This window comes from Halosimplex rarum, assembly GCF_047715405.1.
In the GTDB taxonomy this organism is placed as follows: Archaea; Halobacteriota; Halobacteria; order Halobacteriales; family Haloarculaceae; genus Halosimplex; species Halosimplex rarum.
The window spans coordinates 3,421,521-3,436,763 of the sequence record NZ_CP180412.1 but is presented as its reverse complement, the minus strand read 5'-3'; the positions used below and the strand labels follow the sequence as shown (position 1 = coordinate 3,436,763).

Here is a 15,243-nt window from a genome sequence, read left to right as displayed (position 1 = left end):
CGCTCGCTCGTATCGCGCATAGGGTGCCGTACCGAGTGCCGTCGGAAAACGTTTTTGTAGATAGTCAAAGAATCTGCCCCAATGAGCGAGTCGCGCATCAGGGAACACCTGGGGGCGTTCGGACTCTCGACGACGGAGGTCGAGACGTACCTTGCGATCGTCCGCCGCGGCGAGGCGACGACGGGTGACGTGGCGGCCGCGGCGGACGTCTCACAGGGGTACGTCTACGAGGTGGCGGAGACGCTGGTCGACAGGGGGCTGGTGGCCGTCGACGAGAGCGCCAGCCCGACGGTCCTGCGGGCGCGGCCGGCGACCGAGGCGGTCGCGGAGCTGTCGACGCGCCTCTCTGACCTGCAGTCGGCCATCGAGGACGTGTACAGCGAGCCGGCGGCGACCGACGTGGGGTTCGAGGTGGTGCGCTCGCGCCAGACGGTCGAACGCCGGGCGAACCGCTTCCTCGACGACGCGGTCCACGAGGCGTTCGTCGTCGTTCCGGCCACCTCCTTCGCCGATCTGAAGGGGGCGATGGCCGCCGCGGTCGACCGCGGCGTCACCGTCTACTGCATGCTCGTCGCGCCCGACACCGGCGTCGTCGCCGACGCCGTCGACGGCTTCGGCGCGTACGCCCACGTCGTCCGTACCTGGGAAGCCCGCCCGCAGGTGATCGTCCTCCGGGACGCCCGCGCGGGACTGGTGGGGTCCCACGGCGTCCTCACCGGTCGCCACGGCGACGAGTACGCCGTCTCGTTCGGCCAGCCGGAGGTCGCCAACGGCTTCTACGGCAACATGGTCAGCAACGTCTGGCCGATGGGCGAACCGCGCCACGTCTCGGCGCCGCCCGCCCTCCCGGCGACCTTCGAGTACTTCCGCAACGGCGTCACGGCCGCCGCCCAGCACCTCGACGCCGGGCGCGACATCGTCGCCGACGTGACCGTCGCCGGGACGGGCTCCGACCACCAGCTCGACCTCGACGGCGTGTCTGTCCGCGAGGCCAAACAGAGCCTCGTCCCGCCGGTCACGAGTTCCTTCCCCGTGGAGAACGCGCTCGTCGTCGAGACCGAGAGCGGCCCGGCCAGCATCGGCGGCGACTCCCCCGGCTTCGACCCCTACTTCGAGGACTTCGCCGCTCGCCGCGTCACGCTGCGGGACGCCTGACCGCGAGAGCGATCAGTCGCTCGCCTCGACCAGGCGGGCGTCGTCGCGGGCGTCCGCACTCTCGGCTCCGTTCTCGTCCGCGTCGCAGTTGCCCGGGAGCTTCGCGAGCCGGTCGAGGCCGAGCGTCGCCAGGAAGCAGACACTTCCGACGTAGAGCAGCGACTGCGGGTCCGTCACCAGACGGCCCACGATGCTGTTCCCGTACCCCAGCACGGTACTGAGAAACCCGAGCGTCGACGTCGTCCATCCCAACCCCGTGATCCCGGCGAGTTGCTCAGCAGTGGTGTCCGTCGGCAGTGTCGGCTTCCAACCCATGACGCTATCACTTCCACAGTCCACAATAATAGCTCGTCTTTCGTTGTAGAATGTAGCGTAAACGCAGCCAAAACGTAAAAATAGATCAGTATTTGTCGTCAACTGTAGCCGAACTACGGCCTACCGATCTCAAAATTCGCTCCTACTCCGGTGTATTCTCGACGAAGCGGTCGGTACGCGGCCGCCAGTTGGTAGATATCCGCTGAGTAACCGCAAAAAGTCTGATTCCATCGCGAAACGAGGGTGCCGCCGACGACCGGCCGGCGCGCTCACACCGCGTCGATCGCTTCTTCGAGGGTGAACGCGCCCTCGTAGAGGGCACTCCCGACGACGACGGCGCTGGCGCCGGCCGCTTCCAGCGCGCGCACGTCGTCGAGCGTCGCCACGCCGCCGCTCGCGACGACCGGGATGTCGACCGCGTCGACCACGCGCTCGACGGGGTCGGTCCGCACGCCCTCCAGCTGGCCCTCCACGTCGACGTCGGTGAAGAGGATCCCGCCGGCGCCCAGGTCCTCGTAGCGACCAGCGGCCTCGGCGGGGTCCAGTCCCGTGCCCTCGGTCCACCCGGAGACGACGACCTCGCCGCCTTTCGCGTCGAGGCTTACGAGGACGCTCCCGGGGTACTTGTCGCTGATCTCGGCGACGATTTCGGGGTTCTCGACCGCGGCGGTGCCGAGGATGACGCGGTCGACGCCGGCGTCGAGGAGCGCGGTCGCGTCGCCGACGGTGCGGATGCCGCCACCGAGTTGCGTCTCGACGTCGACGGCGTCGACGACGGCCTCGATCGCGTCGGCGTTGGCCCGCTCGCCCTCGAAGGCGCCGTCGAGGTCGACGAGGTGGAGCGTGCGCGCGCCCTGGTCGACCCATCGCTCGGCGGCGGCGACGGGGTCGCCGTACTCCTTGCCGGTGCCGCGCTCGCCGCCGACCAACTGAACGACCTGCCCGTCTTGCACGTCCACGGCGGGCACGACTTCGAACTCGGGGAACATACCTGCCGTTGGGTGAGCGGGGGCGGAAAGCGTGTCGGTCGATGGGAGCCGGTCAAATCGCCCGACGACAGTATCACGCGCGAAAACTCGGCGAGTACTGTTAAGAGCGCGACCGAAGAACGCCGAGGTACATATTCGGGTGTCCACTTATGAGAGACTACGCTGACGAATTCGGCCGTGGCGGACTGAACTCCGAGATCGATCTCGACGCGCTCGTTCGGGATATCGGTCTCGACGGCGAAGAGATCGCGAAGCGAAAGGATTTCCTCGGCTTCGACGAGGCCGACGCAGAGCGGCTGTCGGGGCTCGAAGCCCTGTTCGCCGACAACGCCGACCGGATCGCCGACGACTTCTACGAGAACCTCACGAGCCACGAGGAGACCACCGACGTGTTCGGTCGCTCGCCGAAGACGGTCGAACAGCTCAAGCGCACGCAGTCGGCGTACTTCGCGACCCTCGCGGCCGGAGAGTACGACGAGGGGTACTTCGCCGACCGCGCGCGCATCGGCAAGCTCCACGACGTGCTGGAGATGCCGATGAAACACTACATCGGTCAGTACGGCGTCTACTACGACCTCGTGCTCGAACTGCTCCGCGAGCGACTGCAGGAGAATCTCGTCGACTCGCTCCGGGCCGAACTCGTCGGCCCCGCGACCGACGGCGGTCTCGAACCGGCTGGGTCAACCGGGTCCGGTGTCGAGGCCACGGGAGACGGCTCAGAAGTCGATATGGGTGCGGTCGAACGCGTCGTCGAGTCGGAAGTCGAGGCGGGGATGGACGAGGTGCTGTCGGTGTTGCGAGTGATCAATCTCGACATGCAGGTCGTCGCGGACACCTACATCCACTCGTACAACGAGCGGCTTCAGGACGAGGTCGAACGGCGCGAGGCGGTCGCTGCCGAGCGCGAGCGCCTCCAGGAGCAGGTCAGGGCCGACATCGAGCGCCCGGTCGACCAGTTGCTCGACGCGTCGGAGGACATCGCCGACAGCGCCGGCGAGATGTCCGAACTCACCGACGAACAGGTCGACCGGATCGACGAGATCGCGGGCGAGGTCTCCCGGATGAGCGCGACGGTCGAGGAGGTCGCGGCGACCGCCGACGAGGTCGAGACCACCAGTCGTCGGGCGCGGTCGCTGGCGGAGGAGGGCCGCGGCGAAGCCGACGGTGCGGTCGACGTGATGGACACCGTCGGCGCGGCCATCGACGACGTGGCCGAGGACGTCGACTCGTTGCAGTCCCGGATCGGCGAGATCGACGAGGTCGTCGAGGTGATCAACGACATCGCCGACCAGACGAACATCCTCGCGCTGAACGCCTCGATCGAAGCGGCCCGGGCGGGGGAAGCGGGATCCGGGTTCGCCGTCGTCGCCGACGAGGTGAAGTCGCTGGCCACGGAGTCCCAGGAGCGCGCCGGGGAGATCGAGGAGATGGTCGGCGAGATCCAGAGCGACGCCGGCGAGACGGTCGCCAGCCTCGCGACGACGACCGAGCGGGTCGACGAGGGGATCGACCGCGTCGAGACGGCGATGGCCAATCTCGACGATATCGTCGACGCCGTCGCCGAGGCCGCACAGGGGATCGCCGAGGTCGCTGCGGCGACCGACGACCAGGCGGCCAGCGCCGAGGAGGTCGCGAGCATGCTCGACGACCTCGTCGACCGGGCGGAGGAGGTCTCTGCCGAGGTCGCGGACGTGGCCGCCGCCAGCGAACAGCAGGTCGAGATGGTCCGCGAGATAGACCGGACGGTCGGCCGCCTCGACGTCGATCGGACCGACGCGCCGTAGGTGATCGACCGTTCCACCACGTTTTACTCGCCGTCGGGCGAGTGAGCGGACATGGTCTCCCCGTTACTCGTGGCCGGGATCGCCGTCGCGGCCGCCGAGGACGTCGCCGGGCCGCCCGACGCCGACGACAGCGCCGTCTCGATCGACGCCATCGCCGAGGGCGACGCCGGAACGGGGGACGGCCCGTCCGGCGCGGGCGACGTGGCGACGATCGGCGAGGAAGACCCCGAAGCGGTCACCGTCGCCGACCTGTTCGACCCCGCGGCGACCGGCCGCGTCGTCCTCCTGTGGGTCCTCACGCCATCACTCTCGGCCGTCGCCTCGTATCTCGTCTTCCAGTACCTCCCGATCGTCTGAGCGACGGGCGATGCCGTTCGGTCGGAGACGCCGTCGCCGGGACCGGGAGCCGCTGTCGGTAGGCTTTACCTGTCGGTGGACGACCGTCTCGGTATGGTCGCAGTGCTGCTCGTCGTCGGCGTCGCCGTCGCGGTGTTCGTCGGCTTCAACATCGGCGGCTCGTCGACGGGGGTCGCGTTCGGCCCTGCCGTCGGGAGTGACACCGTCTCGAAGGTCACCGCGGCGGCGCTGATGACCGTCTTCGCGCTGCTCGGCGGGTGGACGGTCGGCCGCGAGGTCGTCGACACGCTCGGGAGCGACATCGTCACGACGACGTTCACGCTGGAGATCAGCATCGGCGTCCTCTTTTTCATCGGCCTCGCGCTGTTCCTCTCGAACCTCTTCGGCGTCCCCGCCTCGACGTCGATGACCGCCGTCGGGTCGATGGCCGGACTCGGGCTGGCCCGCGGGACGCTCAACTGGGCCGAGATGGGCCAGATCGTCACCTGGTGGCTCGTCTCGCCCGTGCTCGCGTTCTGGGTCAGCGCCGTCGTCGGCCGCTACTACTACCCCCGACTCGTCGAGTGGTTCGCGGTCACCCAGACCGAGGGATCGCTCCTTGTCCTCGACCGGTCGGGGACCCTGCCCCGTCTGGAACTCGGTCCGAACACGACGAGGAGGGAGCTCGTCGGGACGCTCTCGGTCGTCGGCATCGGCTGTTACATGGCGTTCTCGGCCGGCGCGTCGAACGTCGCCAACGCCGTCGCGCCGCTGGTCGGCAGCGAGTCGCTGGGGATGGACCCGGCCATCCTGCTCGGCGGCGGGGCGATCGGGCTGGGCGCGTTCACCATCGCCCGACGGACGATGGACACTGTCGGCAACGACCTCACCGAGCTGCCGCTGCTGGCGGCGCTTGTCGTCGCCGCCGTCAGTTCGACCATCGTCACGGGACTGTCGGCGCTCGGGGTCCCCGCGAGTTTCGTCATCATCGCGACGATGAGCATCGTCGGCCTCGGCTGGGGCCGCGCGACGCGGACGGTGACGCTCTCGGACGCCCGGCGGGGCGACGCGCCGGAGGTGTCGGTCGGTGCGCTGGCGGCCGAGGCGCAGGACGCGCCGACCGTCGGTGGCGAGGGCGGAACGCCGGAGTCGGCCGACGCCCCGCCGATCGGCGACGAGGCCCGCGAGGACATCCCCCGCGCCGACGACCTGTTCGAACCGGAGACGACGGCGCGCGTGATCGTCCTCCAGAACGTCGTCCCGGCCATCGCGACGGTCGCCTCGTTCCTCCTCTTCCGGTTCGTCTCGCTGTAACCGTCGCGAGCGACGCGCCGGCCGAACGCGTGCGGACGTACGTCCACTGATCGGGGCAGTCGATCGGCAAAATCTGCCATCGCACGGTCGAGATGGTAGCGGAAACAGCAAGGTCTAACAGTCAGGAAGGCGAACATCGCAGGTGATGCCCACCGTAGAGTACCTGAATTACGAAGTACTGGACGACCAGGGTTGGGACATGTACGACGACGCGACCTTCGACAAGGCCGCCGACGCCGACCTCTCGGACGAGGACTACGGCACGCTGGAGGTCAACGAAGGGGAGTACATCCTCGAGGCCGCCGAGGCCCAGGGCTACGACTGGCCCTTCTCGTGCCGCGCCGGCGCCTGCGCGAACTGCGCAGCCATCGTCGTCGAGGGCGAGATCGACATGGACATGCAGCAGATCCTCTCCGACGAAGAGGTCGAAGAGAAGAACGTCCGCCTGACCTGCATCGGCAGCGCCGCCGAGGACGAGGTCAAGATCGTCTACAACGCAAAGCACCTCGACTACCTGCAGAACCGCGTCATATAAGCGTCTCGTCGACGCACACGTACTATTCAACTATCGGGACCCGCCCGATTTTCCGCGCCGACTCCGTGAGCGACGGCGTCGCCTCCCGGTGGAGCGCACGCTCGTCCGTGACCGTTCCCACGCCGGCGTCCGCGCCGAAACCACTAACTGACTCCATCGCACTCATCCGGTCGTGATCGAGTGGCTGGCGACGTTCCTGACGAGTTCGCCGACGCCGGACCTGCTGCGCCTGGTCGCCGTGCCTGTCTTCGCCTGGGCGGCCTATCGGGACATCCGCACGCGTCGGGTGCCCAACCGGACGTGGCTCCCCCTCGCCCTCCTCGGAATCGCGCTGCTCGCGTGGGACATCTACCGGGCCTCCACGGGCGACATGGTCGGCGGCCTCATCGCGCGCGAGCGGTTCTACCTCCGCGTCGCGCTCTCGCTCGGCATGGTCGGATCCATCGGCTATCTGTTCTACTGGTTCGGCGGCTTCGGCGGCGCCGACGCGAAGGCGCTGATCGTCCTCGCCGTGCTCTTCCCGACGTTTCCGTCGTACATGTTTCCGAATACGGCGCTGCCGCTGACCCGCACCACCGTCGGCGTCTTCTCGCTGAGCGTCCTCTCGAACACGGTGCTGGTCGGCGCGGCCTACCCCGTCTTCGTCACCCTCCGCAACGCGCTCTCGGGCCACCGCGCGCCGATCATGTTCATCGGCAAACCGATCCGGGCCGCCGACGCGGTCACCGAGTACGGCTCGCTCCTCCAGAACCCCGACGGGTTCTCCCGCGGCGGCCTCGACCTCGACGCCCTCCGGATGTACCTGCGCTGGCGCGGGACGACGCTCGCGGCCGTCCGCGCCGAGCCCGAGCGCTATCGCGATCCCGCCAGCCTCCCCGACGAACCCAACCCGCCGGGCGACGGGTCGATCCCCGACGGCGACGACCTCGTCGGCTCTCGCCAGGTCGACGCGGCGACCGACGGTGGCACGGTCGACGACGGCGACGCCGCGAACGCGGAAGAGACCGATGCCGACACCGAAGCGGTCGACGCGGCGGCGTACGACGACCCCTGGGGCGCCGAGACGTTCCTCGACGACATCGAGGGGTCGGCCTACGGGACCACCGCCGCGGGGCTGCGCGACGGACTGGACGTGCTCGCGGCCGAGGACGTGGTGTGGATCTCGCCCGGGATGCCGTTCATCGTCCCGATGTTCGTCGGGCTGGTGGTCACCCTCGTCTACGGCGACCTGTTCTTCGAACTCGTCACCCTGCTCGTCTGAGCGCTCGAGCCCGGTCCGAACCCGCTACGACTCGGCGGGTTCGACCCGGTCGTACGCCGGGCCGATGGCGAAGATGGAGACGAGCCAGACGACGGCGACGGCGATGTACGAGAGGAGGACGGCGCGCTGGAACCCGGGCGCGCTCGTCACGACGAGCAGGGCGAACGCGCCGACGAGGAGGCCGACGGCGACGACCGTGTTCCCGGCGTTCCAGAGGAGAAACGCCTGCATCGCGCGGCTCTCCTCGCGCCAGGCGGCGAGGAACTGCCGGATCCGGTAGCCGATCATCGACCGGTGGTTGTGCGCCGCCGGACATAAGTGTGGGCGACCGCCACCGGACACGAAGGGCGCTGGCCGCCGGGAACGAGCGGTGGCGGTCCCGGCGAGCCCCGCGAGGCGGCCGCCGCGAGCCCCGCGAGGGGACTCCGTCGCCCGGGAGAGCCCGGGGACCGCGACAAAAGACCTATTCGCCGGTCGCTCCCAGTGGGGGTATGACCGACGACGTGGACCTGGCGTTCGGCGAGTCCGAGCGCATCCCCGCTGTCGCCCAGGACGCCGACTCCGGCGAGGTGCTGATGCTCGCGTACGTGACCAGCGAGGCCGTCGAGCGCACCCGCGAGACGGGATTGGCGCATTACTACTCGCGCAGTCGCGAGGAGCTCTGGAAGAAGGGCGGGTCCAGCGGCCACGTCCAGGAGGTGGAAGAGATCCGCGTCGACTGCGACGGCGACGCCCTCCTCTATCTCGTCGACCAGGAAGTCGGGGCCTGCCACACCGGGTACGAGTCGTGTTTCCACCGCACCATCGACGGCGACGTCGTCGGCGAGCAGGTGTTCGACCCCGACGACGTCTACGAGTAACGCGATGAGCGACGCCGCCTTCGACCCCGCGACCGACGACCCCCGCGCCGCCGCGGACGCCCTCGTCACCGACCTCCGCGAGGCCAGCGAGGCCCTCGACCGCGCCCGCGACCGCGTCGACGCTATCGGCGAGTCCGACCTTCGGGCCGTCGCCGACACCTACGACGACCTGACGACGCTGTTCGACCGCTACGAGGAGGAGGTGACCGGCGACGGCGACTTCCAGACGTTCATCGAGTTCCAGAGCCAGATCGCCGCGATCACCGAGGAGCTGCCCGAGGATATCCGCCACCGCGACGTGTTCGAGCGCGTCGACGAACTCCTCCAGCAGCGGCGGCTCACCGAGTCGGACTGGCGGAAGGTCCGCTCCGCGCTCGACCCCGTCCGCGACGACGTCGACAGGATCGAGGACCGGCGCGAGGCCCGCGAGCGATACGAGGACGTCCGGTTCACCGTCGAGCGCCGCCTCGCCGCCCTCGCCGACCGAATCGCCGACCTCGAAGACCTCCAGCGGCTGGGCGACGCCGACCTGGATGCGCCCACAGAGCGCCTGCGGGACCCCATCGAGTCCTACAACGACCGCGTGACCGACGCCTTCGCCGAGTTCCGACGGTCCGCCGGCGCCCGCGAACTCCTGGAGTTCGTCGCGAAGACCCGGTCGTATCCCCTCGTCGGCTTCGAGTCGCCGCCCGACGACCTGCGGGAGTACGTCGAGGCCCACGAGGCCGGGACGGAGCCGATCGGGCAGCTCCTGGAGTACGCCGACTACTCGAAATCGAAACTCGACCACTACGTGAACGATCCCGACGGGCTGAAGCGCAACGTCTCGACCAGACGGACCTACCTGCGACGGCTCGACGGCGAGCCGCTGACGGTGGACTGGCCGCCGCCGGAGGCGGAGACGCTCCGATTCCGGGCGCGGGAGCTGACGAGCGTCGTCGCCCGGTTCGCCGACGACGTGGAGGACGGCGACGGCGCGCTCGTCGCGTTGCGGCGAGTGCGTGACCTGCCACGCGAGACGGACTACGAGCGGCTCCGTGACAGCGCGCAGGCCCGTGCGCAGTTGGGTTCCGAGGAGCGCGAGCGGCTTGCCAGCGGCGAGGTCGACGAGGAACTGGCCGCCTGCCGCGACGCGAAAGAACGACTTGAGGACGCGCTGGACGAGTATCCGCCGCTGTAGTCCGGACTTCCTGCGGACCGAAGACCGCGATTGCCCTGCCTGCACAGAACCGCTGATCAGCCGAGACGGCCGGGGCTTTCACGCTGTTTCGTACGCCGGTCTCGTGAGCGGTCGTGGTACTGTCGTCTCTGCGTAACCCTTCGTCCCCTACTCCTCGCGCTCCTCGGGCGTGTAGGTCTCGACTTCCAGCGCGTGGATGTCGGTGGTCATGCGGTCGCCGAGGGCGTCGTAGACCAGCTGGTGGCGGTCGACGAGCGACTCGTCGGCGAAGGCGGGCGAGACGACGGTGGCGGCGAGGTGGTCGTCGTCGTCGGCGCCGCGGGCGCGGGTGACGGTCGCCTCCGAGTCCGGGATGGACTCCTCGATGAGACGCTCGATGTCGTCGAGGTTCATGCCCGGGTCGAGGCGGGCGAGCGGAAAAACGCTTGCCACTGGCGTCACCGCCCTCAGGACCGCGGCCGGAATGACGGGGGATTCATACGCCCGCGGCGTCTCCCTCCGACCGGCGGCGATGACGATTAGTTACCCCTCCGAGCCCCTTGTGACGACACGGGACTCCGAGCCGCCTCGATTCCGACCGGCGAGCGGTGACTGACGGCTCTCGCGGTCGGACGACGGCGGACCAAACGTGTTTGAGACGACGTTCTTGCGGACGGCGTGATACGTTCCGGTAGATGACTCGTTCACCCGGAGGGCAGTTCGGGGAGACCGACACCGCGATCACCGGGCAGATGGTTCTCTGTCCGGACTGCGGGCGCGCGACGGATGTTCCGGTTCCGAACGGGAGCACGCTCGTACACGCCGACGAACCGGTCGAGGGCTCGTCGACGACGAAGTGCCCGAGTTGCGACCGGCGGTTCGAGGTCGGCTACCGGTTCGACGCCGACGACTGAGGTCCGGTCGACGGAGTCGATTCAGACGAGCACGTCGACGTCGTAGCCCTCGGACCGCAGCGCGTCGAGCAGGTCCTCGGCGTGGTCGGGGCCGCGGGTCTCCAGGTCGAGTTCGACCTCGGCGGCGTTCATCGCGACGTCCTTGCCGGCGCGGTCGTGCTCGATGGCGTGGATGTTGGCGCGCGACTCGCTGATGACTTCGACGAGGCGTTCGAGTTCGCCCGGGCGGTCCTTGAGCGTCGTGCGGACGCGGAGGTAGCGCCCGGTCTCGACGAGCCCGCGCATGATGACCGTCGTGAGGACGTTCAGGTCGATGTTGCCGCCGCAGAGACAGGGGACGATCACCTCGTCCTCGTCGTAGTCGAAGCGGCCTTCGAGGAGCGCGGCCAGCGGGACGGCGCCGGCCCCCTCGACGAGGGTCTTCCCGCGTTCGAGCAGGGTCGTCAGCGCGACGGCGATCTCGTCGTCGCTGACGGTGACGACCTCGTCGACGCGCTCGCGAATCACGTCGAAGGTCTGCGAGCCGACTTTTCTGGTGGCGATGCCGTCGGCGATGGTGTCGACGCTGTCGCGCTCGACGATCTGGCCCTTCTGCAGGGAGTCGGCGACGCTGGAGGCGCCCTCGGCCTGGACGCCGACGACCCGCGAGTCGGGGTTCTTGGCCTTGACGGCGGTGGCGATGCCGCTGATGAGGCCGCCGCCGCCGATGGGGACGACGACGGTCTCGGCCTCGGGCAAGTCTTCGAGGATCTCGAGGCCGATGGTGCCCTGCCCGGCCATCACCATCGGGTCGTCGAAGGCGTGGACGTAGACGCGGCCCTCGTCGCGCTCGATCTCGTGAGCGCGCTCGGCGGCCTCGTCGTAGTCGGCGCCGTGGAGGACGACCTCGGCGCCGTAGTTGCGCGTGGCCTGGACCTTCGAGACGGGGGCGTGCTCGGGCATGACGATCTTCGAATCGACGCCGATACGCGTGGCGGCGAGCGCGACCCCCTGGGCGTGGTTGCCGGCGGAGGCGGTGACGACGCCCGACGCCTGTTCCGCGTCGGAGAGGGTCGCGATCTTGTTGGTGGCGCCGCGGATCTTGAACGACCCCGTCCGCTGGAACGTCTCCAGTTTCAGGTGGACGTCGGCGCCGGTCATCGCCGAGAATGTGTGGGAGTAGTCGAGCGGCGTATGCCGGGCGGTCTCCGCGACTCGCTCGCGCGCGTCCAGCACGTCCGCGAGTTCGATCATGCCATAGCTACCGCTCGCGGCGTGTTAGATGTAGGGGGGAGAGAAGCGTGTGACAACAGATATTGCAGCGCGATGGTACTTGAACCCGAGCCATCCGGAGTGAAAGTGAAACCGGGGGACGTCGAGCTGGTCACTGCGGACGGCCCGCTTCTGCCCGAACGACGACGCCTCCCCGATCGATACACGACTGCGCGCGATCCGGGACCCCATCGTCGCCCGGCCGCTCGACGGGTCCGTCCAGCCGGTCGGGTTCGCCGACGTGGGTTTCGACCGTCCGTTCGTCGCCTCCGATTTCGTCGGCACCGTCCGCGCGAGCGACGCCGATACCCGGACCTACAGCCCGCTCTCGACGCCCTCGTAGCGGTCGAGCGCCGCGCGGTCGTCGTCCGTTCCGCCGGCATCGGTAGCTTCAATCGTGGCGAGTCCGGATGCCGGAGCAATGTCGACGGCGAGCGTGCGGGAGCGCGGGCTGTCGGTCTGGCGGCGAGTGCTCTCGCTGTCGTGGCCGATGATGATCCAGCACGTCTTCCGCACGCTCATGCGGACGACGGACGTGATCGTCACTGGCCTGTTCTCGCCGGCGGCGGTCGCCGCGGTCGGCCTCGCGGATCTGTACGCCCGCTTCCCCCTGCGCATCGGCCTGGGCCTCGGGAGCGGCGCCATCGCGCTCTCGAGTCAGGACACGGGCGGCGAGGCCATCGAGAACCGCGATCAGGCGGTCACGCAGGCGATCCTCGTCGGCCTGCTCTCGGGGATCCCGTTCGTCGCGTTCGGGTTCCTGTTCGGCCAGCAGGCCATCGCGCTGCTGGGCGCGCCCGACGACGTCGCGGAGATGGGCGGCACGTACCTCGCCGTCGTCTTCGCGAGCGCGCCGGCGCGACACGTCGCGCTGGTCGGTGCCCGCGCGCTCCAGGGCACCGGCGACACCCGGACGCCGATGTACGTCGACGTGACCTCCTCGATCCTCAACATCGTCGGGTCGCTCGTTCTCGGGCTCGGTCTGTTCGGCGCGCCGAGGCTGGCGATCGTCGGCGTGGGCATCGCGACGGCGGTCGGGAACTGCTTCACCGCCGGCGCGCTCACGCTCGCTATCTGGAGTTCTCGGACGGAAGCGTCGTTCACGCGCCCGCGGGATCTGGTCATCGCGAAGCAACTGCTGGCGGTGAGCGCGCCCCGCATCGGCGAGGGCCTGGTGACGACGCTGGCGGAGTTCCCGTTCAACGCGCTCCTCCTCACGTTCGGGACGGACGTGAACGCCGCCTACCAGATCGGTCGGCGGATGTACCAGCAGGTCACCTCGCCGCTGGGGCGGGCCTACCACACCGCCGCCAGCGTCGTGGTCGGCCAGTCGCTCGGCGAGGGCGACGTGGCGGCCGCGCGCTTCCAGGGGTGGGCGACGACCGCTCTGGCCGTGTGCACGATGGGCGTCGTCGGCGTCGTGCTCTTTTTCGGCGCCGACTGGTTCGTCTCGCTGTTCACGAGCGACCCGCCGACCGCCGGCTACGCCGTCGGGTTCGCCCGCGCCTACGCGGTCGCCGCACCGGCCATCGGTGCGTACCTCGCCATCTCGGGCTCGCTCCAGGGCGGCAGCGACACGCGAACCCCCTTCGTCGCCCGGACGACCGGGATGTTCGGCGTCCTCCTCGGGTTCGGCTACCTGGCGAGCGTGATCCTGGGATGGGGCGTGGCCGGCATCTACACCGCCATCGCGCTCCAGCAGTTCTGGGCGCTCGTCGTGGTCGCCTGGGGGTTCGCCTACGGCGGCTGGGCGGAGAAGGCCGCGGCGATGATGGACGAGCGCGGGAGCGCGGGCGGCGGCGACGGCGAGTCCGACACCGACCCGGACCCGACCGACTGAGCGCAAGCGATCTGACCGCCCGCCCGGGGAGACACCGCTCGTTATTGTCTACCCGCCCGAACCGGGGGTATGGAACTCGTCTCGGTCGCCGCCGTCGCCGAGAACCGCGTCATCGGGGAGGGCGACGAGGTCCCCTGGAACCTCCCCGAGGACAAGAAGCAGTACCGCGAGCGCGTGGCCGGCCACCCCACGATATTCGGTCGGCGCACCTACGAGATGTTCGCCGACCCGCCCGGAACCGCGTTCATCGTCCTCAGCCGCACCGAGCGGGAGTACGACCGCGAGAACGCACATCACGCTTCGAGCGTCGGGGAGGCCGTCGAAATCGCGGAGTCGCTCGGCACCGACTGCGCGTACGTCCTCGGCGGCGGCGCGATTTACGACCTGTTCCAGCCCCATCTGGACTGGATGGTCCTGACGCGCGTCCCCGGCGAGTACGGGGGCGACACGTTCTATCCCGCCTGGGACGAGAACGACTGGACGCTAGTCGAGACCGAGGCGTACGAGGGCTTCACCGTGGAGACGTGGGAGCGGAGAACGGGGCGCGAGCAGTAACGCAGCCAGTCTCAATACGAGTCCACGTCGGTCCCCACGGAACAGACGTACTCACCGGTGGCGACCTGCGGGAGGCGGCGAGCGCGCCAGAAGACGCCGCTGGAGTCGGCGGTGACGGTCTCTTTGATGCCGCCGAAGGTGTCGGTGACCTCGAAGAGCACGTCGCCGCGGGAGACGCGTTCGCCCAGGCCCGCGCGGAGCGAGACGAGGCCGCCGGCGGGGGCGCCGTACTGCTCGAAGCCGTTGGCGCGGGTCTGGGGGTTCAGGTCGACCTGGCCGTCGGTGAAGCCGTAGTACGAGAGGACGTTGAACACGCCCTCCACGCCGGCCTGGATCGACTGCTCGTCCCAGCCCACACAGCCCCCTAACTCGGGGTCGATGGTGGGGACGCCCTCGTCGGGGGCGGCGCGGGCGAGCTGGCCGTCGGGACCCTTCTGGTCGAGGACGTAGCCGCAGTCGAACACCTTCGCGAGTTCGAGGCAGGCGTCGTGGAGACGGTGGCGGGGGCCACAGCGGACGCGGCACTCGTCGATCATGCGGGAGGTCGACCCCTGGTGGAGGTCGAGGATGAGGTCGGCGCGGCGGGCGGCCTGGAAGGTGGCGGCGGCGATGCGTTCGGTGGAGGTGCCCGTCTCGTCGCCGGGGTAGGCGCGGTTGGTCTTCGTGTCGTCGATGGGGTTGCGGTGCTCGGCGACCTGGAAGGCGTGGTAGTTGACGATCCCGACGACGAGGATCGTCCCGGCGATCTCCTGGGGGTCGAGCTGGGGGACGACCCGCTGGATCACGCCGACGCCGTTGAGTTCGTCGCCGTCGCTCGCGGCCTGCATATAGAGGGTGTCGCCGTCCGCAGCGCCGTTGATGACCGCCACTGGGAGGCCGACCTGCGTCCCGTCCCGCGTCTCGCCGACCGGCAGACGGCCCGTGTCCAGCTCCCCGGGCGCCGCCTGGGCCGTACCGAGCGTCGTCATTACCACA

General features: G+C 69.4%; 17 protein-coding genes. 11 read left to right on the top strand and 6 right to left on the bottom strand.

Annotation, left to right across the window (positions count from 1 at the left end; all coding sequences use genetic code 11):
* Window positions 1-81 precede the first annotated feature (81 nt).
* Entirely contained in the window at window positions 82-1,155 is a 1,074-nt protein-coding gene (locus tag ACMGFH_RS16375) for a TrmB family transcriptional regulator (RefSeq protein ID WP_415379523.1), read from the top strand.
* Window positions 1,156-1,167: 12 nt separating this feature from the next.
* Here the strand turns inward: ACMGFH_RS16375 and ACMGFH_RS16370 are convergent, their stop codons facing one another.
* A complete protein-coding gene (locus ACMGFH_RS16370; protein WP_415379522.1) occupies window positions 1,168-1,470 on the bottom strand; it encodes a hypothetical protein in 303 nt (100 codons plus the stop codon).
* Between the two features lie 269 nt (window positions 1,471-1,739).
* Complete coding sequence (hisA, locus tag ACMGFH_RS16365; RefSeq protein WP_415379521.1) at window positions 1,740-2,459, bottom strand: 1-(5-phosphoribosyl)-5-[(5-phosphoribosylamino)methylideneamino]imidazole-4-carboxamide isomerase; 720 nt, start codon at window positions 2,457-2,459, stop codon at window positions 1,740-1,742.
* A 149-nt stretch (window positions 2,460-2,608) separates the two neighbouring features.
* Between hisA and ACMGFH_RS16360 the strand changes: the two genes are divergently transcribed.
* From ACMGFH_RS16360 to ACMGFH_RS16340, 5 genes are all read left to right on the top strand, one after another.
* A complete protein-coding gene (locus ACMGFH_RS16360; protein WP_415379520.1) occupies window positions 2,609-4,243 on the top strand; it encodes a globin-coupled sensor protein in 1,635 nt (544 codons plus the stop codon).
* 51 nt (window positions 4,244-4,294) lie between these two features.
* On the top strand, window positions 4,295-4,600 hold the full coding sequence (locus tag ACMGFH_RS16355) for a hypothetical protein (protein ID WP_415379519.1): 306 nt from the start codon (window positions 4,295-4,297) through the stop codon (window positions 4,598-4,600).
* A gap of 93 nt (window positions 4,601-4,693) precedes the next feature.
* On the top strand, window positions 4,694-5,893 hold the full coding sequence (locus tag ACMGFH_RS16350; RefSeq protein WP_415379518.1) for an inorganic phosphate transporter: 1,200 nt from the start codon (window positions 4,694-4,696) through the stop codon (window positions 5,891-5,893).
* Between the two features lie 145 nt (window positions 5,894-6,038).
* Window positions 6,039-6,428, top strand: a complete 390-nt coding sequence (fer, locus tag ACMGFH_RS16345) for a ferredoxin Fer (protein WP_415379517.1) — start codon at window positions 6,039-6,041, stop codon at window positions 6,426-6,428.
* Window positions 6,429-6,600: 172 nt separating this feature from the next.
* Window positions 6,601-7,689 (top strand): prepilin peptidase, encoded by a 1,089-nt coding sequence (locus ACMGFH_RS16340; protein ID WP_415379516.1) that lies wholly within the window; start codon window positions 6,601-6,603, stop codon window positions 7,687-7,689.
* A gap of 24 nt (window positions 7,690-7,713) precedes the next feature.
* Here the strand turns inward: ACMGFH_RS16340 and ACMGFH_RS16335 are convergent, their stop codons facing one another.
* A complete protein-coding gene (locus ACMGFH_RS16335; RefSeq protein ID WP_415379515.1) occupies window positions 7,714-7,977 on the bottom strand; it encodes a hypothetical protein in 264 nt (87 codons plus the stop codon).
* Window positions 7,978-8,180: 203 nt separating this feature from the next.
* Between ACMGFH_RS16335 and hisI the strand changes: the two genes are divergently transcribed.
* Entirely contained in the window at window positions 8,181-8,549 is a 369-nt protein-coding gene (gene hisI, locus ACMGFH_RS16330; RefSeq protein WP_415379514.1) for a phosphoribosyl-AMP cyclohydrolase, read from the top strand.
* A gap of 4 nt (window positions 8,550-8,553) precedes the next feature.
* Window positions 8,554-9,729: a hypothetical protein gene (locus ACMGFH_RS16325; RefSeq protein WP_415379513.1), complete on the top strand. Its 1,176-nt coding sequence runs from the start codon at window positions 8,554-8,556 to the stop codon at window positions 9,727-9,729.
* A 147-nt stretch (window positions 9,730-9,876) separates the two neighbouring features.
* On the opposite strand, the gene ACMGFH_RS16320 is transcribed toward ACMGFH_RS16325, so the two are convergent.
* The gene (locus ACMGFH_RS16320; RefSeq protein WP_415379512.1) at window positions 9,877-10,122 is read right to left on the bottom strand and encodes a BolA family protein; all 246 of its coding nucleotides are present in this window, start codon (window positions 10,120-10,122) and stop codon (window positions 9,877-9,879) included.
* Window positions 10,123-10,403: 281 nt separating this feature from the next.
* On the opposite strand from ACMGFH_RS16320, the gene ACMGFH_RS16315 reads away from it, so the two are divergent.
* On the top strand, window positions 10,404-10,622 hold the full coding sequence (locus ACMGFH_RS16315) for a hypothetical protein (protein WP_415379511.1): 219 nt from the start codon (window positions 10,404-10,406) through the stop codon (window positions 10,620-10,622).
* 21 nt (window positions 10,623-10,643) lie between these two features.
* Here the strand turns inward: ACMGFH_RS16315 and ilvA are convergent, their stop codons facing one another.
* Window positions 10,644-11,855 (bottom strand): threonine ammonia-lyase, encoded by a 1,212-nt coding sequence (gene ilvA, locus ACMGFH_RS16310; protein WP_415379510.1) that lies wholly within the window; start codon window positions 11,853-11,855, stop codon window positions 10,644-10,646.
* Between the two features lie 439 nt (window positions 11,856-12,294).
* Between ilvA and ACMGFH_RS16305 the strand changes: the two genes are divergently transcribed.
* Window positions 12,295-13,713 carry an MATE family efflux transporter gene (locus ACMGFH_RS16305; protein WP_415379508.1) on the top strand — a complete coding sequence of 473 codons (1,419 nt, stop codon included), beginning with the start codon at window positions 12,295-12,297 and terminating at the stop codon, window positions 13,711-13,713.
* A gap of 69 nt (window positions 13,714-13,782) precedes the next feature.
* Window positions 13,783-14,268 carry a dihydrofolate reductase gene (locus ACMGFH_RS16300; protein WP_415379506.1) on the top strand — a complete coding sequence of 162 codons (486 nt, stop codon included), beginning with the start codon at window positions 13,783-13,785 and terminating at the stop codon, window positions 14,266-14,268.
* A gap of 11 nt (window positions 14,269-14,279) precedes the next feature.
* On the opposite strand, the gene ACMGFH_RS16295 is transcribed toward ACMGFH_RS16300, so the two are convergent.
* Window positions 14,280-15,236: a succinylglutamate desuccinylase/aspartoacylase family protein gene (locus tag ACMGFH_RS16295; RefSeq protein ID WP_415379505.1), complete on the bottom strand. Its 957-nt coding sequence runs from the start codon at window positions 15,234-15,236 to the stop codon at window positions 14,280-14,282.
* Between the last annotated feature and the right edge of the window lie 7 nt (window positions 15,237-15,243).